Genomic DNA, 21,609 nt, shown 5'->3' with positions numbered 1-21,609 from the left:
ATATTGACCAGCTATTTGACACCGTTTGCCAAAGATTTAGCCATTTTTAGCCCATTTAGTCATAAACACTTGAATTAGGCGCACGCTCTAATATCTTAAAACAACTAAGCGTCAATCAATAGACGTAAGGGCAGGGCCGGCAAGATGCTAGAGGCTTGCTCACTTGGCGTTAATGACACGCCGCCAATAGCGATTTGTAATATCGTCCACGGCAATAGTTGATGCTCCAGCACTTGTACGCGCTTTTGCAAACTATCAGGCGTGTCGGTATGACGAATAAGCAAGACCCCTTGGCTTAACACTTGTCCTGCATCCAGCTCGGCGGTGACCACATGGATACTACAGCCGTGCTCACGCTCACCTGAGCAGAGTACACGGGTATGCGTATCTAGCCCTTTATAAGCGGGAAGTAGCGATGGGTGCAGGTTAATCATCGGTGCAGGCGCGTTATCAATAAAGTCTGCACTCAATACCCGCATAAAGCCTGCCAAAACGACCAAGTCAGGCTGCCACGCTTCAAGCTGTGCGGTGGCGTGCTTTTCAAAGGTTTTGATGCCCATGCGCTTGCCGCTCTCTACGTGCGAGAGTACGGCGACCTCGATGCCTGAGTCTTTGGCGCGGGTGACGGCATAAGCGTCGTCGCGATTACTAATGACACCAACGATTTCAATCGGTAGCGCACCTGCTTGCATGGCGTCTATGAGGACTTGTAGATTACTGCCACTTCCTGATACCAAAACCGCAATGCGTAATGGTTTGACAGGTTGGCTTGTCTGATCAATTGACATTAACGGTATACCACGGCATCGGCTTCACGTTTGACCATTTCGCCAAGTTGCCAAGCGTTTTCACCAGCGTCAGTCAACGTCTTGATCGTTGCTTCAGCTTTGTCTTTAGGCACCACGATGACAAAACCAACGCCGCAGTTAAAGGTGCGGTACATCTCACTTTGCTCAATATTGCCTTGGGTCTGTAACCAAGTGAATAACTCTGAGAACTGCCAGCTGCTGGTATCGATGCTAGCCGCTAGGTCATCAGGGAGCACTCGTGGCAAGTTGTCAGTGAGACCGCCACCTGTGATGTGTGACATGGCATGAAGCGCTGAGCTACCAAGGGTATCCTGCAATGCCTTGATTGCTTTGACATAGATACGAGTAGGGGCCATCAAGGCATCTTGAATAGGTTGACCATCTAGTTGCTCATCGCTAGTAGCCACGTCAACACCGCTAACTTCGATGACTTTACGCACTAGTGAGTAGCCGTTTGAGTGTGCCCCACTTGAGGCAAGTGCAATCAGAACATCGCCTTCGGTAACGTTGTCACCAGTCACGACCTCGCTTTCTTCAACCACGCCCACGCAGAATCCAGCGAGGTCATAATCGTCGTCTTGATACATACCTGGCATTTCAGCAGTTTCACCACCGATAAGCGCGCAGTTGGCAAGTTTACAACCATCGCCGATACCAGTGACCACAGTCGCAGCTACATCAACATCAAGCTTGCCTGTTGCGTAATAATCTAAGAAAAATAGTGGCTCTGCACCGCAAACCAACAAATCATTGACACACATCGCGACCAAATCAATACCGATGGTATCGTGACGATTGAGCTGTAATGCCAATTTTAGTTTGGTGCCCACACCATCAGTACCAGACACCAATAACGGAGAAGTGTAGCCTGTTGGGATACGGCATAACGCACCAAAACCGCCAAGTCCACCCACGACTTCAGGACGAGTAGTGGCTTTTGCAACGGACTTGATTCGCTGAACCAAAGCATCGCCTGCATCGATATCAACGCCGGCGTCTTTGTAGCTTAAAGAAGGCTTGTCACTCATAGTCATCTCACAGTTGGGGATAGATAATTGGAATTAAAAAGTAAGGGAGTCAATCACGCTACAATCAGCGAGATAAAGTTTAAAGGCAAAGTTTAAAGATAGTGCGCGCATTATACCCAAAAACTGACCACACTCGCAAAGCAACTTACCGATATTTGGCTAAGTTTTGCATTAAATGGCAAATAAGCGATTAAGAAACAAAAAATGACTGATTTTTTGTTGTACTCTGCGATAATAAAACACTAGATTTACGACTCCTGACGGCTCAAGTACCGCAATTTTTGTCACTATCTCAAATCAGCCCACATATAGGATTACTTATCATGATAAACCAACCAATCGACCCTTTTTTCAGACGTTTATTTATCGTCGTCGTTTTGGTTGTGGCGCTATTCCTTCTCTACCTGATGATACCAGTCATTGTGCCGTTTATATTTGCTTTTATGCTGGCCTACTTGTTCAATCCTTTGGTAAAGCGATTGTCAAAACATCTCAAACGTTGGATCGCAATTATTATTGTGTACTCTACCATCACTGTAGGGATGGCGCTGTTGCTCTGGTGGTTGGTACCGACATTGTGGCATCAGCTGCAAGCCGCTTGGGAGTATCTACCTAAGATATCTAGTTGGTATAATCAAGTGGTACGAGAGTGGTTCAACAGTAATACTCGTTTTCAATTGCCTGTCTTAGAGTCGAAGGATTTTTCTGAGACGCTGGTCGAGTATATGCAAACGAATTATAAGTTTGCTGATGCCAGTACCATGATGAGCCAAGTACTGACTTCAAGTATGAACTTTATTAACAGTGCAGGACTGATCGTGTTGGTGCCAATTTTAACGTTTTATTTTTTGTTCAATTGGGATCAGCGTTTACAGACGTGGAAGATGGCGATACCAGGAGCATACTGCAAACAAGTCATTGGCATCGCCAAAGAGTGCGATCAGGCTTTAATGGCGTTTATTAAAGGCCAGCTGTTGGTGATGGTGCTACTGGGTGCTATTTATGCAATACAGCTGCAGCTTATTGGTCTAGAGCTTGGACTTATCATCGGTATGGTAGCGGGTATTGCAAGCTTTGTACCTTACTTGGGTTTTGGCATTGGATTTGTGGCCGCTATCATCGCTTGCTTGTTTCAGTTTGGGTTGGATTGGACCTATTTGTTATTGGTTGTTGGGGCGTTTTTGGTCGGGCAAGCTGCAGAAGGTTATATTCTGCAGCCGCTACTATTAGGTGATAAAATTGGTTTATCACCATTATGGGTTATCTTTGCGGTATTAGCAGGCGCCAGTCTATTGGGTTTTGTGGGTATGTTAATTGCGCTACCAGTCTCTGCTGTCTTAAATGTATTGTTCCGCCACCTATATGCGTATTATCTTACGACAGATTTTTATAAAGGTCGTAAGCAATTGCTACTGTTTGAGAAGAAGTAAATATTTTATTATTGAATATAGTGAGCGGATAGCGTACAAATGGGAAGAAAAAAGCAAATGGTTGATCAGGCTTAGTAGGTAAAAGACTTGTCAGTCATTTTGCAAATATGTTATATATAGTCGCAGTGTTGATCGTATCAGCCGTTGCTATATTTTTTATCAAGATTAGCCTAATTAGGGCAATTCATCCATCATAAAAAAGCTATATATCCACTGCACATATTTTTATCAGGTAGTATGGATAGTACTGAATAGCAATTTATTCCTTTTTCTACTGCACTTTTATATTGCACTACGCAACACGAGTTGATGATCCATGGCAGAAGCACAGCTAAGTCTCAATCTGGACATTAAGCATGATGCAAGTCTTAGTGACTTTGCCGGTCCTGGTTGGATGTCTATTATTGATGCAGTGCGGCAATTACATGTCGGCCTGATTGGTCAGTTATACCTGTTTGGTAGCCCTGCGACGGGTAAGTCTCACTTGCTCTCCGCTATTTGTGAGTCATTTATTGAAATGGACAAATCAGCCATTTGCTTGTCGCTCAATGAATTGATCCATACCGACGTCCATGTATTATCTTCTTTAGAAAACTTTGATCTGATCGCTATCGATGATTTAGAAGTGCTTGAGCAAAGTAGTCAGTGGCAAGAAGCGCTGTTTCATCTAATCAATCGTAGCCGCGAAGGGCAGCGCCAGCTTTTATTTGCAGCCAATAAGCCGGCTGGCGACTTACCGTTTCAATTGAGAGATTTATTAACGCGCCTAGCACAAGCACCAGCTTTTAAGGTGCCTACTGGTCATGATTTAGCAGACCGTCAAGCACTGCTTCAGTCCATTTTGCGTCGGCGCGGCTGGCAGTTTGATGATCGAATTATTAATCATTTATTGACTGAAGGGCCACATCGTATCGGTGCAATGATGGAAGTGCTCAATTATATACAGCCAATGTTTTCTAACCTTGGCCGCAGTAATATATCAAAAGCGGTGATCAGTGACGCGCTGCGTACCATTGATGAGCAAACGCTTGCAGCAGAGCTGGCTGATATAGCCCAAGAGACGCAAGTAGACAATGTGACGACGGATCAAGACCAACATACGATGCCACTTGATTTTTAGTCGTAAAATTTTTAATTGTAAGACTTTTAGCAGCAAAAATACAAATAACAGTAAGAATACGAACTTTTTATCCAACCTGCTTTCACTATTAATGGAATAACCTATGAAATCGAATGCTTCTTTGCTAAAAAAATTGACTATTGGACTGTTGTTTGTGGGTGCGACCTCAGTCTCTGTGATGTCACAAGCCGCTGTGACGCTATTGGTTGATGACCATATCAAAGTGACTGCCATCAATGGACAAGAAGTTCAGCAAAGTCTATTTCAACCACTAACTAAAAAGTTTACCCTTGAGCCAGGTCAACACGCTATCACTGCTAAGTATGACCGCTTATATAACTTGCAGCGTGATGAGCATGATTACCTGCGTTCAGGTAACGTCAGCGTGACGGCGGAATTGGCAGATAACCAAACGTATCGTTTGACGATGCCGAACCAGCCAGAAGATTACGAAGCCGCTAAAGATTATGCTAAGCAGCCAACACTCGCTATTCAGCAGAACAATACAGTTATCGCAAGTCAACAGGGTATGGCTGGTAATCAAGGTGGACTGCTTTCAGGACTTGGTAAGGCGCTAGGTGGTGTGTTTGGTGGGGCGGGCGATGCAGAATTACAAAACCAACGTGCGATAGCAGCATTAGATCAACCAGCAGCAATGCCAAACAATACTAATGTTGGTACGACCAATATCAAGCAAACCACGAGTGTGAATACCTCTACCAATACCTTAGATTCATTTATGCAGATTTGGCTACAAGCAACACCTGCTGAGCGTGAAAAGATGCGTCAATGGATTCAACAGTAAATCAATCTGTTACAGATCGCTGAGCATAAAAAAGCACCCAGCTGGGTGCTTTTTTATGGTTCTAAGTTTTACTGTTATTTGGATTTATTTAAGCTAAGTGTGATCAGCTTAGTAAAGTATTAACCCAAAAAGGCATTGTACATCCATACCAGCTTTTCTTGCTCTTGTACGTATTCATCAACCAGATCAGCGGTACCCTGATCGTCGCTTTCTGCTGCTAATGACGATACTTGACGCTGCTCGGCAATGAGCGCTTGTAAACCAGTTACTACGCCTTTAACGCAAGATGTACCATCTTTGACGTTTTTGTCTTCGCTGATGCTCGTGTGTTGTGCAAAATCGCTGTAAGCGTGAAGTGGTGTACCACCCAGCGTTAAAATACGCTCAGCGATCTCATCAATCTGTAACTGTAGCGATGTGTATAATTCTTCAAACTTTGGATGCAAAGTAAAGAAGTGCTCACCTTTTACATTCCAATGATAGCCACGTACATTTAAGTAAAACACATGGTACGTTGATAGCAGATTGTTTAATTGAGCGATAACTTCGCTCATGTCAGCTTTTTCTAAACCGATCTGGTTAGTAGCGTTATTAGTATTACTCATAATATTGTCCTTATAGTGTGAGTGTTGTTATATAAAATTGAAGAAAGACGAGTAGTAGTTAATTAGCATAAAAATAAAAATATCTTAACTTTTATTAATATCTATATAAGCTCTAGCTCTTCCTTTGATGCTTATAATAATAGCAAACTATCATTAGTAAGTTAAAGATAATAAATTTACTTTTACAATTGGTTTTATAAAACTATAATTGAGTCTCTCTATCGCTTTTCTAAACGATAGAGAGAGCTGATAACCTTTATGCTGGCGGCTGCAAGTTTTCAGGATTTAAGCCTTTGACCGGAACCACTTCTTGTAGATGTTGACGTACCGTATCGATAGGGAATTTTTGCGCTTGCAAACGTTTCGGAAGAATTTGGCTACCTTGCTGGCCTTTCATCTCAAACATCATAAAGATATAGTCGTTAGTCTCGTCCCAGCTCTTGATAGCAGTCCACGGAATAACCGCTTGCTGGGTCGCACCTGCACGCATTTGCATACCGCGCATTTGCGAGTTTTTCATCATCTCAGGCTGGTTGCTTGGCATTGCCATGACCAGACCATGTTTTTGTACACCAAGCTTCATTTGACGCATTTCATCTGGCATCTCTTGATCAGCAATTTGTTTTTCAAACTCTCTTTTTACATACCATCTAAAGCCTAAAGTACGCGCCAATAGATAAATCACCACACCAACGAGCATCAACCAAAAAATGATGGTTGAGTAGCCTGTTACAAAGATCAGTCCTGCAATAGCGAGTACCACAACCACAGCCATAATGATCCATTCTTTGGTCTTAAAGCTTGACAGACCAAAAGAGGGGCTGGCACTGGCAAACAGTTCATATTGGGCTTGAAGGAATTCAGCTTCAGTTAGGTTTAAGGCGACAGGTTGGAGCGTGTAAGGATACAGGGCCATAAAGGTTTCTCAGATGCTTATGTTAAAAGTTTTGGGTTTACATCGCCAAAGCCAAGTCATGATGTACTACTTGGCTGTAGGTAAATAAAGGTATGCGCTTATCTTACCGAAAAGTACTCTTAAATGAAACATATAAGCGGATCTGTTCACTGATAGCGGCGATATTAATGGCTTTAATAAAGGTAGATGATCCTTATTAAAGTAAGTTGAACATATAGGATATGCATTTCGGGTAAGTATGACTGGCTATGAATAATGAAAGTAGTAGCCCAAAATCACGCTAAAAGCGCTCAAAAAAGCTCAAAGCATGGTCAAATCTGCTGGGTCTTGGTATGATAGCGGCACCCATATAGTTTGATAAAAAATATGGCAGCATGGCAAGGTAGTTATTGAGTTATGAAGCTTTGCAATAAGTATAAGCTGACCAATAATCATACTAATAATGTTTAAACTTCTTATTCACTTTTAGTGTTACAGGCAACGATTATGATTGATCCAAAACTCTTACGCGGCGATTTAAGCGATTTACAGCAACGACTGGCCACTCGTGGCTATACGCTTGATATGGAGTTTTGGCAGTCGATTGAATCCGAGCGTAAGTCTCTACAAGTCAAAACAGAAGAATTGCAATCGCGTCGTAACGCTGGGGCTAAGCAAGTCGGTGCTCTAAAAAAATCAGGCGAAGATGCCAGTGAGCTATTGGCTGAAATGCAAAGCGTTAGCGGTGAGATTAAAGCTGCTGAAGACGAGCTACGTACTCTGCAAGAGCGGCTGACTCAAGCAGCGCTGCAGATTCCAAATATTCCAGCGGCAGATGTACCAGTGGGTACGTCAGAAGACGATAACGTAGAAGTGCGTAAGTGGGGCACGCCGCGTACGTTTGATTTTGAAATTCAAGATCACACGCATATCGGTGAGACGCTTGGTATGCTCGACTTTGAGGCCGCAACCAAACTGACAGGCAGCCGTTTTAACGTGCTAAAAGGCCAATTGGCGCAGCTGCATCGTGCACTGATCCAGTTTATGCTCAACACCCATACCATAAAATACGGCTATCTTGAGACCTATGTGCCTTATATTGTCAATAGCGATAGTCTAAAAGGGACGGGTCAGTTGCCTAAGTTTGAAGAGGATTTGTTTAAGCTAAGCAATCACACGAATAACGATGAGATGGATTTTTATCTGATTCCAACAGCAGAAGTGCCAATGACCAACTTGGTACGCGGAGAGCGTTTGGATATCAAAGAGCTACCGCTAAAATTCACCGCCCATACGCCATGCTTCCGTAGTGAAGCGGGCTCGCATGGCCGTGATACCCGTGGTCTGATCCGCCAGCATCAGTTTGAAAAAGTCGAAATGGTCAATGTTGGCACCAGCGATCAGTCTGATGACTTGCTAGAGGCAATGACAGGGCAGGCCGAATATATCTTGCAGCAGCTTGAGTTGCCATACCGCACGGTACAGCTATGTACGGGCGATATGGGTTTTGCCGCACAAAAAACCTATGACATCGAAGTATGGCTACCAAGCCAAGATACCTACCGCGAAATCTCTAGCTGCTCTAACTGTGGCGATTTCCAAGCGCGCCGTATGGGTACGCGCGTCAAAGATGGCAAGCAAACTAGCTTAGCTCATACTTTGAACGGTTCAGGATTGGCGGTTGGTCGTACGCTACTAGCAGTGATGGAAAATCATCAAAACGCTGATGGTAGCATTACGATTCCAGAAGTATTGCGTCCATTTATGGGCGGTGCTGAGACTATTTCAGTTTAATAAATGGACTATAAGTAATGAGCTGCTTGTCACTTAGGTCACTTGTAGCTTGTTACTGATAGCTTAAATTAAAATCTATGACTGTCTATCGTTTAACAAAACTGATGTGAGTCATTGCTAAATAGAAACGGTATTGTCACCGCATTTTTGGCTAGGCTCATAGCAAATATGTTAATATTGCATTTTTATTTTATAGCCTATCCACTGAGGACGCACGCCGCGTTTTTGATGGATCATCCTCTGAGTAAACTCTCCTCTTATCTTTATACGACTCATTCGAATATTAGGACACTCTATGCCAGCTCCAATTAGCGAACGTAAACTAGCCAATGCCATCCGTGTACTGTCGTTTGACGCGGTTCAAAAAGCCAACTCTGGACATCCGGGTGCGCCAATGGGTATGGCTGATATTGCCGAAGTTTTGTGGCGCAAATTTTTGAAGCACAATCCAGCTGATCCTAATTGGCACAACCGTGACCGCTTTGTACTGTCAAACGGTCATGGCTCGATGCTTATTTATTCATTGCTACATTTATCAGGTTATGATGTCAGCGTTGATGACCTCAAAGGTTTCCGTCAGCTGCATTCAAAAACCCCAGGTCACCCTGAGTATGGCTATACCCCTGGTGTTGAGACGACGACTGGTCCTCTAGGCCAAGGTATTGCCAATGCTGTTGGTTTTGCGATTGCAGAGAAGACACTCGCAGCGCAGTTCAACCGCGACGGTCATAATATCGTTGATCATCATACCTATGCGTTCTTAGGCGATGGCTGCTTGATGGAAGGCATCAGTCATGAAGTGTGCTCGCTCGCTGGCACATTAGGTCTTGGCAAATTGGTATTCTTCTATGATGACAATGGCATCTCAATCGATGGTAATGTTGAAGGTTGGTTCACTGATGATACCGAAGCGCGCTTTGAGTCGTACGGCTGGCAAGTGATCAAAGTCGATGGTCATGATACTGATGCGATCACGCAGGCAACTGAGCAAGCAATTGCAGAAACTGCTAAGCCAAGCCTAATTATTTGCAAAACGACTATCGGTGCTGGTAGCCCAAACAAACAAGGCCTTGCGGCAAGTCATGGCGCGCCACTTGGTGATGACGAAATCGCCTTGACGCGTGATGCGCTGTCTTGGAAGCATGCCCCATTTGAATTAGATGACGAAATCTATGAAGCGTGGGATGCCAAAGCCAAAGGCGATGTGCAGCAAAAGAACTGGGATGCTGAATTTGAAGCGTACAAAAAAGCCTATCCAGAGCTTGCAGCAGAACTATCACGTCGTCTAAATGGTGAGTTGCCTGCTGACTTTGCTAGCCAAGCGAGAGCCTACATTCAGCAAACGCAAGAAGCGGGCGGTGATGTTGCTAGTCGTAAAGCCAGCCAAAACGCGATCAACAGCTTGCAGCCATTACTGCCAGAACTACTAGGCGGCTCAGCAGATTTAGCGGGCTCAAACCTCACGTTATTCAAAGGCGCTAAAGGCATCGAGAAAGACGCTGACGGCAACTATATCTATTATGGTGTGCGCGAGTTCGGTATGACCGCGATTGCCAATGGTATTGCATTGCATGGCGGCTTTATCCCTTACGTAGCGACGTTCCTGATGTTTATGGAATACGCACGTAACGCGGTACGCATGGGCGCACTGATGAAGCAGCGCGTCATCCACGTCTATACGCATGACTCTATCGGTCTGGGTGAAGACGGCCCAACGCATCAGCCAGTTGAGCAATTGACGAGCCTACGTACCACGCCAAACCTACGTACATGGCGTCCTTGTGATGCGACTGAATCTGCAAGCGCTTGGGTAGAAGCAATCAAATCAGAAAGCAACCCATCCGCATTGATCTTTAGCCGTCAAAGCTTGCCACATCAAGCACGTGATAGCGAGCAAGTCGCGAACATCACCAAAGGTGGTTATGTACTGGCAAAAGAACAAGGCGAGCTACAAGCCATCATTATCGCCACCGGTTCAGAAGTTGGCCTAGCGATGGAAGCGCACAAGACGCTTAGCGAAAATGGTGTTGGCGTCCGTGTGGTGTCTATGCCATGTGCTGAGATTTTCGTTGAGCAAGAGGCGAGCTATCGCGAAGCGGTATTGCCTGCCAATATCCGTGCTCGCGTCGCAGTGGAAGCCGCGCATGTGGACTACTGGTATAAGTTCGTTGGTCTAGATGGCAAAGTCATTGGTATGACCACTTACGGCGAATCTGCACCTGCCAGTGATTTGTATAAAGAGTTTGGTATTACAACTGACGCGGTGGTTGATGCGGTAAATAGTTTGGTGTAATTTTGAACTAAAAACCGTTTGTAAGACAGCACATATAAGATAGACTGAATGCGTTCAGTCTATCTTTTTTTTTGGGTAAAATTATGAGTGTAGCTCTATATCTCGACTTAGCAAATTATGAAGGGAAAGATGTCTATCAAGAAGTCTTAGCTGCACATATTGAGGATATTAGACGCATACTAAAAGACTGCGAGGCTTTAAAAAATTATGATGCTAATTTAACTAAAGTAATATCTACAGACATAGAAGAGCCTATAAAGAATACAGAAGATGGTCTACTCAAATCAGTATTTACTAAATTAAGTATTAAGAATAATAAGCTAAACTTTACTTTCGTAAAAGAGCGTATAGAAGAATGTAACGAGGTTGACATCCATGAAAGGCTGACATCTAAACTATGGAGTCTTTTTGCTCTCAGCGTTTGTAATGATCATCTATTGTGGTTATTGAATCGAGGGGAATTAACAGTAGCTGAATATCGTTCTTTTTTTACAGAGATAGGGATGCAAGTGTCATCTATAGACCAACCTTACTATCATCCTTTTTACCATGAAATATATTATGTTGATGACGTAGTAAGAGTAGGTGAGCATGAGCAAATAATTATCAAAGAGCAGCTGTATCCGACTATTATGTTTGGTGCATTACAGTTTTCGAGGGGTGGAGTAATTATCTACAATCATCCATGCGTAGATAAAAGCTTGGCTGAAAAAAGTGATATGTATTTCACCAATCATAGAGATAACCGATTATGTCATGACTTATCTCATGGCTGGGGACATAATTCGCGCTGGCGAACAGACTTTGTTAGAAACTACGAGACAGAAAAAGAATGGAAATTCAACGTAGATGGAGAAGAAGATCTTTCAAGTGCTGAAAGCTATAAACAACATTATCAGCAATATAATGATGAAATACCAGTATCGGTACCAGCTGCGAAAGAGTTATTAGTTAATCGGTGTTTTATACATAAAAATAGTATTCCACAAGAAATACAATCAGACTTATTTCCTTATGATTGGCATATAGACATTGCTAAAGACAACTTTAATTATGTGCAATGGAAGAAGAAACATTTAGTAGACAGGTAGTCATCGGTAGCTAACTATTAAACGACATAAACTAAAATTCAATATTTTCTAAGATGATAAAATCATGACAAGTTGCACGACTTCTATTAACTCGCAAAAGCCATTCCTTACGTCTAATCAACCGACTGTTGAAACGGTAAACGTGCTCTTAACGTTAGATGATTTTTTCTCCGATAGGTCAGAACAGGCGAATCCTGATGAGTTAGATGGTTTGACCAGACATCAGGACTTTAAATATGAAAGAGAGCTTCGTAACTGTAATCTTGATTATTCGATAAACAGTCTTAAGCGAGTTGATGATTGGTTGCTAACGGTTAAAAATAGACTGCCTGAATTTACAGAACATCGAATCTTTTCTTTAGAATACCCGCTGCACAATAGCTCGACTATTGAGATATTGAGCTATTATTTAGGTGAAGTCATTGGGCGAGCTCGTAGAGAAGTCCCAGTTTGGTACTCTGATGCAAGCGATCATTGTATAGGAGATCAGGCCGCACTGGCTGAAAACATGTTTGTCGATTTTGATAGTGATATCCAAGATTTGTGTGATTTTTTCGTTCCTAAGCAAGTGATTTACCAAGCATTGATAATAGCTAGTGACGATGGGGCATTACAAGACCAAACAATTTGGCAAAGTGTGTTGGAGCTAGTTCCATCTACTATATTAAGCAATACTGATTTCAACCAGCCTTTGCCACCCGTATCCACTATGGAGTTGAAGTTTGACAGGGAGATTGAATTTGCTAATTTAGATCGAGCGGATTTAGCTTACTTACAAATGATGCCTCCAAAATGGATGAAAGACGACGTCTTGTATGAACAAATGAATCAATTGGCTAAGCTATATAAAACAGGCAAAGTAGTATGGGCTCATGTCGTCCAAGCAAATAAAATGCTATGGTCTTTTGATCAGACATATTCTTGTCCTGCTGAAGTCTTATACGATCCAACAGGGCGAACACCAGTTTCTTATCTAGCAGAAATTGCACATGAACTTTATACTTTTAAAAATACCATTCCTGATACGGATGATATAGAAATATCAAAGTATGCCGAGCACATAACTGACGAACATACTAGAATGCATGGTTTTGACATTCCTAATAGCATCACGCCTTTACCATTAAAGTCTACCAGTATATTCGTTTGGCGGTTACATTTACCCAATGGTATTTTACAAAGCTCATTCCCTATTTTAATCAGTGATGAAACAGCTGAGGTTACTGTACTTCCTGCCAAATTTTGGGACCCAGCTTATTACGATCAATGGATTCAAGACAGTTATTTTGAAGAAGATATGTATTATGGCGTACGAAAACTTTATGAGAGTGATAATCCTTGGAAAGGATATGAGAAGCACCTTCGGCCACAAGTGACTGAGCTTATTGATGACATTCCAAGCTTAGCTAATGAAGTCACCTTCAACAGCTATAAGCCTACTTCAACCGATATAGCCTTCGTTACAGCTTCAATTCAGCAGAATTTTGCAGAAGCAAAACAAGAAAGTACAAGCTTCATGAAAATTGTCATTGGTGTAATCATATTTATAAATATCTTATATGGGCTTAAATCTTTTGTTTAGTAGATGTCAACCTAATAAGCCATGCTTTGAGAAATCCACCATGTCCCTAAAATCTAGCTTTAAAGGTTTCCTCGGTGAAACCGTCATCAACGTCGCCATGTGGCTCAAGCTTGAAAAAGACATCTATCACCGTCTAAACAATGTCACTTTGCCATTAGCCAATGGTGGTAGTACGCAAATCGATCATGTTATCGTCTCCGTATACGGCATCTTTGTGATTGAAACCAAAAACTATAAAGGTTGGATATACGGTAGCGAGAAGCAAAAGCAGTGGACACAAGTTTTCCAAAATGGAAGTAAATTCAAATTCCAAAATCCATTGCGTCAGAACTACTTGCACATAAAGACGCTCGCTGATTTATTAGACTTGGAGCTGAGCTACTTTCATTCGATGATTGCTTTTATCGGTGAGTGCGAGCTAAAAACCCGTGATGAGCTACCCGAACACGTGTTAACAGGTGGTATGGTATCTTATGTGAAGAAGAAGCAAGATAAAATACTCACCGAAGACGAGGTCACATCTATCGTCGAGCAGATCGAGAGCAATAAATTTAGCAAGTCATGGCGCACCAATCGCCAACACAAAGCCTATCTAAAAGACAAGCATAGCAATGCTAGCAAGAATACTGATAACCCTACACCTGAGTCTATAATAAAAGAAACCGTTGATAGAACTATCCTAAAGAGTAGAGAAGTGCATCGATGGTCTGGTCAAACTGAGATTGAATCTAGCGAGTTACCGATCGATAGTTTGAATACTCAGCAGACCATCACACCGCCTACCAGTATGTCGCATGACATGGCCAATAAACTGTTTATGACGCCGTTTGAGATTGTAGAATCTGAGCCAAAAGTGAATAAACCTGAGATACTTAAAGCGACAGATCATGACGCTAATATCGATCAAGCGCCAATCTGCCCAAGATGCAACGGCGAGATGATTAAGAGAGTAGCAAAAAAAGGCCAGAATCAAAGTCAGACCTTTTTTGGTTGTATCCAATTTCCTAAATGCCGCGGCGTAGTAAATATTGATTAACTACTAGTCACATTACCCGTATATCTCTTCCAAGCGCAGACAAGCCACCAATCGACCATCCCATTCGCGCAGTTGTGGCTCGATTTCGCTGCACTGCGAGGTCGCATATGGACAGCGTTTATGTAGAGCGCACCCGCTTGGCGGATTAAGCGGGCTTGGTAGCTCACCTTGTAGCGTCAAATCTTTCTTTTGGCCATTTACTGTTGGTGCGGCCGCCAGTAATGCGATGGTATACGGATGTTTTGGCGCATTATAGATCGCTTCTTTGGGCCCGTGCTCGACCGCTTGACCCAAATACATCACCATCACATCATCAGCGACATGACGTACGACTGACAAGTTGTGTGAGATAAAGACGTAAGCGGTACGATACTCATCCTGCAAATCCATAAACAGATTTAAGACCTGCGCCTGAATCGATACGTCGAGCGCGGAGGTCGGCTCATCAGCGACGACAATTTTTGGATTGAGCATCATGGCACGGGCAAGGGCAATCCGCTGGCGCTGACCACCCGAAAACATATGTGGGAAACGCCCAGCATGTTCAGGACGTAGACCCACGTTTCTCATCATCTCATTGATTTTGTCACGCTTTTCTTCTTTCGACAGGTTGGTATGAATATTCAACGGCTCTGTCAATTGATAGGCGATAGTATGGCGCGGATTCAAGCTACCATAAGGGTTTTGGAAGACCATTTGAATTTCGGTACGTAAGTTTTTGAGCGCCTTTCTACTATAGCCAGTGGTGCCTTCATCGTTGATAAAAAGCTCGCCCTGCGTCGGCTGCTCAATGAGTGTCAGCTGGCGGGCAAGGGTAGATTTGCCGCAGCCAGATTCACCAACGACTGCCAATGTCTTGCCAGCCTCAAGCTCAAAAGAGATACCGTTCAGCGCTTTGACGTGCGCTTTTGGTTTGCCCAATCCTTGTGATACCGGATAGTGCTTATGTAGATTGTCTGCTTTTAAAACCACTTTATTACTCATACTTGTGACTCCAAAATAGCAGCGTGAGAGATAGGGGTGCGAGCAGTAGGATCGGCATAAATGCAGCGCACTTTGCCATTTGGTGTGTCCAAAATAGGCGGCGGCACGTCACAAGCAGGCTCTTTATATGGGCAGCGAGGAGATAATAAGCACCCGCTTGGGCGATCATATTGACTTGGTACGACCCCAGGCAAGCTATTTAATCGTTCTTGTCCGATAGCCAGCTCAGGAATGGCTTGTAAAAGGGCCTCTGTATAAGGGTGTGCAGGATGTTGGAAAACCTCTGGCACGGTACTGTTTCAACCACTTGTCCAGCATACATGACCGCGACATCACGCGAGTTTTGTGCAACAAGGCCCAAATCATGGGTAATCAAAACCATCGCCATTTGTTTTTCGCGTTGCAATCGACCGAGCAAGTCCATAATCTGCGCTTGTACGGTGACATCAAGTGCGGTGGTCGGTTCATCGGCGATGAGCAGTTTTGGTTCACACGCAAGCGCCATCGCAATCATAACGCGCTGGCTCATACCGCCTGAGAGTTGATGTGGATACACTTTGAGTCGGTTTTTGGCGTCAGGCATTTCGACCAACTCTAACAGCTCTAATATGCGTGCCTGTACTGCCGAACCGCGCAAGCCTAAATGCTTGCGCAGTACTTCACCTAACTGCATCTCAACGGTAAAGCTTGGATTGAGGCAAGACATCGCGTTTTGAAAGATCATGGAGATGTCTTTGCCAATGATGCCGCGTTTTTCTTTGGCAGGCATACTGATCATATCTTTATTATCAAACATCACACGCTTTGCGCGGACGGTGGCAGACGGCGGCAGTAGCCCCATTAGCGCCATCATCGTGACTGACTTACCTGAGCCGGATTCACCAACGACAGCGATGACTTCACCTTGTGTGATTTTTAAAGACACATCATCGACAGCACGAAAGGCACGCTTTCCTTGACCAAAAGTGACCGACAGATTTTCGATGTCCAATAACAGCGGCGCGTCTGTTGTTGATGCACCATTCATAGAAGTATGAGCGGTAGGCGTTTTAATTAAAGTATCAGTCATCTTAGGTCACCTGCTTTAATTTGGGATCGAGCGCGTCACGCAGGCCATCACCCGTCAAGTTAATCGACAATGCAGCCAAGAAGATAGCGACACCTGGCCAAATAGCGAGCCAAACGTTACTTTGAATGTATTGACGAGCCGTACCGAGCATCGCGCCCCATTCAGCATCAGGTGGCTGTACCCCAAAGCCTAAGAAACCAATCGCACCCGCTTCTAAAATAGCAGAGGAAAAAATCATCGTTGCTTGTACGATGAGCGGTGCCATGCAGTTGGGTAGAATCGTGATAAATAATAAACGCAGCACACCAGCACCCATCACCTGCGAAGCGATAAAGTACTCACGTTGCAACTCCACCATCGCGGTGGCGCGAGTCAGACGAATAAAAGGCGGCGTACAGACCAGTGCAATCGTAATAATCGTATTGGTCATAGAGGGCCCTAAGATAGCGGCAATGATGATCGCTAGTAGTAAGCTTGGGTATGACATCAAAATATCATTGACCAGCATGACCGCTTTGCCCCAAACTTTGGGCCAAAAGGCAGCACTAAGTCCTAAAGAGATGCCGACCAACATCGCAAGGGTCGTCGCGCTCAGACCGATAAACAGAGAGTAACGCGCGCCATACATCACCCGAGACAAGGTATCTCGTCCAGCATCATCCGTGCCTAGCCAAAACATCGCATCACCACCACTTAAAAAGGCTGGCGGCAGCTGCTCTTGACCCGTAAACAACTCGTAAGGGTCATGGGGGGCAATTGCGGGCGCGAGTATGGCAACAATAACCATTAGCATGAGAATAATAAAACCCAACACCGCGCCCTTGTTTCGGCAAAAGGTCGATAAAAATAGCTGCCAAGACGATGGCGGTGTGGCAGCCATCAGATTGACATCAGAGGGGAGAACAGAAGGCTTCATGAGCAGTTCCTATAGTGGCTAGCGCAGTGACATTTTTTAGAATTTTGTTCCTAAAAAAGTACTAAGCATTGCTAAAACATCACTTCAGCGCCAATCATCACTATTTATAATATAAGTATTTATCAATGTGACATTGTGTGACATTGCAACATTAAGAGGTATGTCGAATACGCGGATTGATCAGACCATACAAAATATCAATAAATAAACTGACCAAAATCAAGGCAGTGGCGACCAACAAAATGCCGTTTTGCACAATGGGGTAATCACGAGTGAAAAAGCCATCGAGAAGCCAATTACCAACACCCGGCCAGCTAAAGATAGTCTCGGTAATAATCGCGCCTGCAAGCAAGGTTGCCATTTGTAAGCCAACCACAGTGACGACAGTGATTAGCGCGTTACGCATCACGTGTACCATGATCACGCGGCGTGGCGATAAGCCCTTGGCGCGAGCCGTACGCACATAGTCTTCATCCAACACTTCCAACATCGCAGAGCGTGTCATCCGCGCGATCATCGCGAGTGGAATGGTCGATAAGGCAATCGATGGCAAGATAAAGTGTTTGACCACATTCCAAAAAGCGCCTGGTTCCCCTGATGTGAGAGAGCCAAGCAACCATGAGCCGTACAAGGGATGGACATCCAAGAACTGTGCGACAGAGATCACACCAGCAACGGGTAAAAGGCCAAGATAGTGAGCGAATATACCTGTCAGAATAGGGCCTAGTAAGTAGATCGGCATCGAGTATCCTGCCAGCGCCCCTGACATCAGAGTATAGTCAATCCAAGTACCACGGCGTAGCGCGGCAAAGATACCCAAGCTCACACCAATCACACTAGCAATGACAATCGCACATAGCGCCAACTCTAACGTTGGAACGAAGTGCGCAAAAAAGTCTTGTAACACAGGAGAGCGAGTACGAAAGGATTGACCAAAGTCACCCGTCAATATACCCGTCAAGTAATCCCAGTATTGAACGATAAGGGGTTTGTCTAATCCCAGTCTTTCTAGGGCGCGAGCATGTAGCTCTGGATCCACCATACGCTCACCCATCATGATCTCGACTGCATCGCCTGGTACGAGACGGATCAGAGTAAAAGTCGATAGCGTGAGGCCAAGATAGACAGGAATAAGAATGGCGATACGGCGCAGAATATAAAGTAGCATGGGCTGCTCAATAGTTGTGATTCAATGAGTGGAGTAGTAGCAATGAATGAGGTCGTCCGTGACCATGACCTTAAATGACCAAGCACTTAAATCAAAAGTACTCAAGTGAAAGGTGCTCAAATGAAAAGTATGTGAGTCAAAAAGCAATCAACCCATATAAATACGGCTGGAACAGAGATTCTGAGCCAGCCGAATACAAATCAAATAATAGTGCATGTCGTACCGGACGTAATTAGCTAAGGTTATTCAACGTTCACGCCATCGAAGCGTACAGCACCAAGTGGACTGATTTTGAAATCCACAACGTTTGGTGCAGTGAATACGGTGACTACCGAATGCGCCATAGTCGTCCAAGGAAGCTGCTCTTTGAAGATCTGCTGAGCTTGTACATAGTCATCCACACGCTCATCTTGATTGGTGACCTGACGTCCTTTCATGACTAAATTATCAAAGTCTTTATTACACCAACGTGAGTAGTTATTACCACCGACCGCGTCACAAGACAGTAATGAGCCCAACCAGTTATCCGGATCACCATTATCACCCGTCCAACCTGCCAAGATCACATCAGGCTCGCCTTTCGCCGCGCGTTTTAGGTATTCGCCCCACTCATAAGTAACCAGTTTGGCATTGACGCCAATCTTCGCCCAATCTGCTTGGAGCATTTCAGCCATGAGTTTGGCATTAGGGTTATATGGACGTTGAACAGGCATGTACCATAAGTCGATGTTCATATTGTCCGCGCCAGCTTCTTTAATCAGCGCTTTTGCTTTTTCAACATCATAAGGTGCATCTTTTAAAGAGTCGTCGTAGCCCCACTGCGTAGGCGGCATTGGGTTGGTTGCCTTGAGACCTTCGCTTTGATAGACAGCATTGATGATCGCGTCTTTATTGATCGCCATATCCAATGCTTGACGTACTTTAAGATCACTTAGCTTCGGCTTTTCAACGTTGTAGCCCACATAACCGACGTTAAAACCTGGTTGATCAAGAACGGTGGCTTTACCAGATTTTTTGACCGATTCAATTTCGGCAGGCTTTGGATATGCCGATACATGACATTCACCCGCTTGAACTTTTTGCGCACGAACGGCTGAATCTTTAGTAATAACAAACACAAGGTTGTTGATGTAGATGTTGTCTTTGTCCCAATAGTCTGGGTTTTTGGTATAACGGATTTGCGCGTCTTTTTGATAGGACGTAAAGACGAAAGGCCCAGTACCAACAGGTTTGTTATTGATATCAGGCTCATTACCAGAGGCCATCAACTGATCTGCATATTCAGCAGAGTTGATATAAGCAAATGGCATCGCTAGGTTTTGTAAAAATGGGGCATTGACTTCGTTAAGCGTGACTTTGACAGTATAGTCGTCGACCTTTTCGATATTTGAGATGATATCAGGTAATCCCATGCCAACTGAATAGGGGAATTCTGCAGGGTAAGCTTTGTTAAATTCAAAGTCTGGGTTGGTGAGACGTTTTAATGTAAAAATCAGATCGTCTGCGTTGAAATCGCGACTTGGTGTGAAATAATCGGTTTTACCGAACTTGACGCCTTTACGTAGATTAAAGGTGTAAGTCTTACCATCTTCGCTAATATCCCAGCTTTCAGCGAGTCCTGGCTGAATTTCAGTCCCATCTCTTTTAAACTGTACCAAACCGTTATAGATAGGATAAGCACTCGCATCAAAATCGGTGCCGGCGGTGTACTGTGCGGGATCGAAACCAGCTGGGCTGCCTTCTGAACAATAAAGTAGGGTTTTAGCGGCTTTTGCATCTGAGCTGGCAGCAGACTCGTCAGTGGTTGTCGCCACTACAAGCACTCATACCCAAGATAAGCGTGGTCAACAGCGTCAGTTTAAAGAATGATTTTTGCATTATTACGTCCCATGTAATGATAGGTAGTTGCTTATAAATTGCTATGCCTGTCTGAGGAATTAGCAAACTTTCAACTGCTTTTGGTATATTTATTTTGAAGATATATTATTTACAAAAAGATACATATATAAAGTTGAGAAAGATTTAATTTATATAATGTAGAACATATCGTTATAAATAAGTCGTTTGAATATACTCTCATAAATACCGATAATGCAAGAAATCTTTGAAATAATTTAATAAAAAAGACGATTTCTATTATTTTAGAGAGCTAATACAACCAAAAAAGGTAACTTTTACGAATTTCGACAGTAAAATTCATAATAAAAAGTTATTAACGTACATGTATATTAATAAATTAGTTACTTTTCGGATACAAATATTTTTATTGTTGTGATGATAGACAAACGTATAAATGACAATGATTTGTGAAAATCAGTGGATTATTGAGCAGCTACTGACTATTTGGTGCGGTAGCTATTAGATGCTGTGGTTATTAGGTGCTGCTATGATTTGTTTTTATTAAATCAGCCAGTTTTTCCCCAATATCATAGGACAAGTTAAGACTGTCATATGGGGTACATTATTTAAGATTAATGCTACCTAGTTTTGCGTCAAACGTGCTTATATCGTACAGATTTCTGAGCGTACGATAAAGCGTTTGCCTTCAGGGATTTCTAACGAAAAACTCGCACCGCGACCATTGACGACATCAATGGTCAAATCGGTATGCTGCCATAGATTGTATTGTGCGCGTCCCATATAAAATGGACAGCCAACAAGCTCACCAACCAGCACATCCTGACCGCCTACTTTAAACTCTCCTAATGGATAGCACATCGGCGAGCTACCATCACAGCAGCCACCTGACTGATGAAACATCAGCTTTCCATGCTTGGACTTTAGTAGCTCAATCAACGCTTTACACGACTCTGTTGCTGCCAGTTTCATATCGTACTCCTTCTTATGGCCCATCCATGGTTTATATAATTGCTCTCTAGTATCAGTATGCCACAGTCAAATCAAAAAGGTCGCATCATCTTCAGACACATCACAACTGGCATATGACTAAAAAGATACGACCTTCGGCTGATAATTGACAGTTG

General features: G+C 43.6%; 19 protein-coding genes. 8 read left to right on the top strand and 11 right to left on the bottom strand.

Annotation, left to right across the window (positions count from 1 at the left end; genetic code table 11):
* Positions 1 to 104: 104 nt before the first annotated feature.
* Both purN and purM read right to left on the bottom strand, forming a co-directional pair.
* Positions 105 to 788: a phosphoribosylglycinamide formyltransferase gene (purN, locus tag AOT82_RS05295; RefSeq protein ID WP_071002116.1), complete on the bottom strand. Its 684-nt coding sequence runs from the start codon at positions 786 to 788 to the stop codon at positions 105 to 107.
* Positions 788 to 1,837 carry a phosphoribosylformylglycinamidine cyclo-ligase gene (gene purM / locus AOT82_RS05290; protein WP_071002115.1) on the bottom strand — a complete coding sequence of 350 codons (1,050 nt, stop codon included), beginning with the start codon at positions 1,835 to 1,837 and terminating at the stop codon, positions 788 to 790. The genes purN and purM overlap by 1 nt, the downstream gene beginning before the upstream one ends.
* Before the next feature lie 323 nt (positions 1,838 to 2,160).
* Here purM and AOT82_RS05285 point away from each other — a divergent pair, with 323 nt between their 5' ends.
* The 3 genes from AOT82_RS05285 to AOT82_RS05275 all read left to right on the top strand — a co-directional run bounded on the left by AOT82_RS05285 (position 2,161) and on the right by AOT82_RS05275 (position 5,192).
* Positions 2,161 to 3,267: an AI-2E family transporter gene (locus tag AOT82_RS05285; protein ID WP_071002114.1), complete on the top strand. Its 1,107-nt coding sequence runs from the start codon at positions 2,161 to 2,163 to the stop codon at positions 3,265 to 3,267.
* A gap of 316 nt (positions 3,268 to 3,583) precedes the next feature.
* Complete coding sequence (gene hda / locus AOT82_RS05280) at positions 3,584 to 4,387, top strand: DnaA regulatory inactivator Hda (RefSeq protein ID WP_071002113.1); 804 nt, start codon at positions 3,584 to 3,586, stop codon at positions 4,385 to 4,387.
* A gap of 103 nt (positions 4,388 to 4,490) precedes the next feature.
* The gene (locus AOT82_RS05275; protein ID WP_071002112.1) at positions 4,491 to 5,192 is read left to right on the top strand and encodes a DUF2057 family protein; all 702 of its coding nucleotides are present in this window, start codon (positions 4,491 to 4,493) and stop codon (positions 5,190 to 5,192) included.
* A gap of 119 nt (positions 5,193 to 5,311) precedes the next feature.
* Here AOT82_RS05275 and AOT82_RS05270 read toward each other — a convergent pair whose 3' ends face one another.
* Entirely contained in the window at positions 5,312 to 5,797 is a 486-nt protein-coding gene (locus AOT82_RS05270; protein WP_071002111.1) for a Dps family protein, read from the bottom strand.
* A 256-nt stretch (positions 5,798 to 6,053) separates the two neighbouring features.
* On the bottom strand, positions 6,054 to 6,713 hold the full coding sequence (locus AOT82_RS05265) for a YcxB family protein (protein WP_071002110.1): 660 nt from the start codon (positions 6,711 to 6,713) through the stop codon (positions 6,054 to 6,056).
* Positions 6,714 to 7,199: 486 nt separating this feature from the next.
* On the opposite strand from AOT82_RS05265, the gene serS reads away from it, so the two are divergent.
* From serS to AOT82_RS05240, 5 genes are all read left to right on the top strand, one after another.
* On the top strand, positions 7,200 to 8,486 hold the full coding sequence (serS, locus tag AOT82_RS05260; RefSeq protein WP_071002109.1) for a serine--tRNA ligase: 1,287 nt from the start codon (positions 7,200 to 7,202) through the stop codon (positions 8,484 to 8,486).
* 295 nt (positions 8,487 to 8,781) lie between these two features.
* Positions 8,782 to 10,779 carry a transketolase gene (tkt, locus tag AOT82_RS05255; RefSeq protein WP_071002108.1) on the top strand — a complete coding sequence of 666 codons (1,998 nt, stop codon included), beginning with the start codon at positions 8,782 to 8,784 and terminating at the stop codon, positions 10,777 to 10,779.
* An 83-nt stretch (positions 10,780 to 10,862) separates the two neighbouring features.
* The gene (locus AOT82_RS05250; protein ID WP_071002107.1) at positions 10,863 to 11,870 is read left to right on the top strand and encodes a hypothetical protein; all 1,008 of its coding nucleotides are present in this window, start codon (positions 10,863 to 10,865) and stop codon (positions 11,868 to 11,870) included.
* 64 nt (positions 11,871 to 11,934) lie between these two features.
* Positions 11,935 to 13,452 carry a hypothetical protein gene (locus tag AOT82_RS05245; RefSeq protein WP_071002106.1) on the top strand — a complete coding sequence of 506 codons (1,518 nt, stop codon included), beginning with the start codon at positions 11,935 to 11,937 and terminating at the stop codon, positions 13,450 to 13,452.
* Positions 13,453 to 13,492: 40 nt separating this feature from the next.
* Positions 13,493 to 14,488, top strand: coding sequence for an NERD domain-containing protein (locus tag AOT82_RS05240; RefSeq protein WP_071002105.1), 996 nt, complete (start codon positions 13,493 to 13,495; stop codon positions 14,486 to 14,488).
* Between the two features lie 12 nt (positions 14,489 to 14,500).
* On the opposite strand, the gene AOT82_RS05235 is transcribed toward AOT82_RS05240, so the two are convergent.
* The 7 genes from AOT82_RS05235 to AOT82_RS05210 form a co-directional block, all read right to left on the bottom strand.
* Positions 14,501 to 15,472 carry a peptide ABC transporter ATP-binding protein gene (locus tag AOT82_RS05235; RefSeq protein ID WP_071002104.1) on the bottom strand — a complete coding sequence of 324 codons (972 nt, stop codon included), beginning with the start codon at positions 15,470 to 15,472 and terminating at the stop codon, positions 14,501 to 14,503.
* Complete coding sequence (locus tag AOT82_RS14210; protein WP_237182792.1) at positions 15,469 to 15,762, bottom strand: oligopeptide/dipeptide ABC transporter ATP-binding protein; 294 nt, start codon at positions 15,760 to 15,762, stop codon at positions 15,469 to 15,471. The genes AOT82_RS05235 and AOT82_RS14210 overlap by 4 nt, the downstream gene beginning before the upstream one ends.
* A complete protein-coding gene (locus AOT82_RS05230; protein ID WP_237182791.1) occupies positions 15,672 to 16,541 on the bottom strand; it encodes an ABC transporter ATP-binding protein in 870 nt (289 codons plus the stop codon). Before AOT82_RS05230 ends, AOT82_RS14210 begins: the two co-directional genes overlap by 91 nt.
* A 1-nt stretch (position 16,542) precedes the next feature.
* A complete protein-coding gene (locus tag AOT82_RS05225) occupies positions 16,543 to 17,457 on the bottom strand; it encodes an ABC transporter permease (RefSeq protein WP_058023779.1) in 915 nt (304 codons plus the stop codon).
* 151 nt (positions 17,458 to 17,608) lie between these two features.
* On the bottom strand, positions 17,609 to 18,625 hold the full coding sequence (locus AOT82_RS05220; protein ID WP_058023778.1) for an ABC transporter permease: 1,017 nt from the start codon (positions 18,623 to 18,625) through the stop codon (positions 17,609 to 17,611).
* 242 nt (positions 18,626 to 18,867) lie between these two features.
* The gene (locus tag AOT82_RS05215) at positions 18,868 to 20,439 is read right to left on the bottom strand and encodes an ABC transporter substrate-binding protein (RefSeq protein ID WP_237182790.1); all 1,572 of its coding nucleotides are present in this window, start codon (positions 20,437 to 20,439) and stop codon (positions 18,868 to 18,870) included.
* Between the two features lie 688 nt (positions 20,440 to 21,127).
* The gene (locus AOT82_RS05210) at positions 21,128 to 21,454 is read right to left on the bottom strand and encodes a DUF779 domain-containing protein (RefSeq protein WP_058023776.1); all 327 of its coding nucleotides are present in this window, start codon (positions 21,452 to 21,454) and stop codon (positions 21,128 to 21,130) included.
* Positions 21,455 to 21,609 lie beyond the last annotated feature (155 nt).

This window comes from Psychrobacter sp. AntiMn-1, assembly GCF_001854065.1.
Lineage (GTDB): Bacteria > Pseudomonadota > Gammaproteobacteria > Pseudomonadales > Moraxellaceae > Psychrobacter > Psychrobacter pacificensis.
This window is presented reverse-complemented; position numbering and strand designations above follow the sequence as displayed.

Coding starts and splice junctions, on each gene's coding strand:
- purN (WP_071002116.1), bottom strand. CDS start 788: ATGTCAATTGATCAGACAAGCCAACCTGTCAAACCATTACGCATTGCG.
- purM (WP_071002115.1), bottom strand. CDS start 1,837: ATGAGTGACAAGCCTTCTTTAAGCTACAAAGACGCCGGCGTTGATATC.
- AOT82_RS05285 (WP_071002114.1), top strand. CDS start 2,161: ATGATAAACCAACCAATCGACCCTTTTTTCAGACGTTTATTTATCGTC.
- hda (WP_071002113.1), top strand. CDS start 3,584: ATGGCAGAAGCACAGCTAAGTCTCAATCTGGACATTAAGCATGATGCA.
- AOT82_RS05275 (WP_071002112.1), top strand. CDS start 4,491: ATGAAATCGAATGCTTCTTTGCTAAAAAAATTGACTATTGGACTGTTG.
- AOT82_RS05270 (WP_071002111.1), bottom strand. CDS start 5,797: ATGAGTAATACTAATAACGCTACTAACCAGATCGGTTTAGAAAAAGCT.
- AOT82_RS05265 (WP_071002110.1), bottom strand. CDS start 6,713: ATGGCCCTGTATCCTTACACGCTCCAACCTGTCGCCTTAAACCTAACT.
- serS (WP_071002109.1), top strand. CDS start 7,200: ATGATTGATCCAAAACTCTTACGCGGCGATTTAAGCGATTTACAGCAA.
- tkt (WP_071002108.1), top strand. CDS start 8,782: ATGCCAGCTCCAATTAGCGAACGTAAACTAGCCAATGCCATCCGTGTA.
- AOT82_RS05250 (WP_071002107.1), top strand. CDS start 10,863: ATGAGTGTAGCTCTATATCTCGACTTAGCAAATTATGAAGGGAAAGAT.
- AOT82_RS05245 (WP_071002106.1), top strand. CDS start 11,935: ATGACAAGTTGCACGACTTCTATTAACTCGCAAAAGCCATTCCTTACG.
- AOT82_RS05240 (WP_071002105.1), top strand. CDS start 13,493: ATGTCCCTAAAATCTAGCTTTAAAGGTTTCCTCGGTGAAACCGTCATC.
- AOT82_RS05235 (WP_071002104.1), bottom strand. CDS start 15,472: ATGAGTAATAAAGTGGTTTTAAAAGCAGACAATCTACATAAGCACTAT.
- AOT82_RS05230 (WP_237182791.1), bottom strand. CDS start 16,541: ATGACTGATACTTTAATTAAAACGCCTACCGCTCATACTTCTATGAAT.
- AOT82_RS05225 (WP_058023779.1), bottom strand. CDS start 17,457: ATGAAGCCTTCTGTTCTCCCCTCTGATGTCAATCTGATGGCTGCCACA.
- AOT82_RS05220 (WP_058023778.1), bottom strand. CDS start 18,625: ATGCTACTTTATATTCTGCGCCGTATCGCCATTCTTATTCCTGTCTAT.
- AOT82_RS05210 (WP_058023776.1), bottom strand. CDS start 21,454: ATGAAACTGGCAGCAACAGAGTCGTGTAAAGCGTTGATTGAGCTACTA.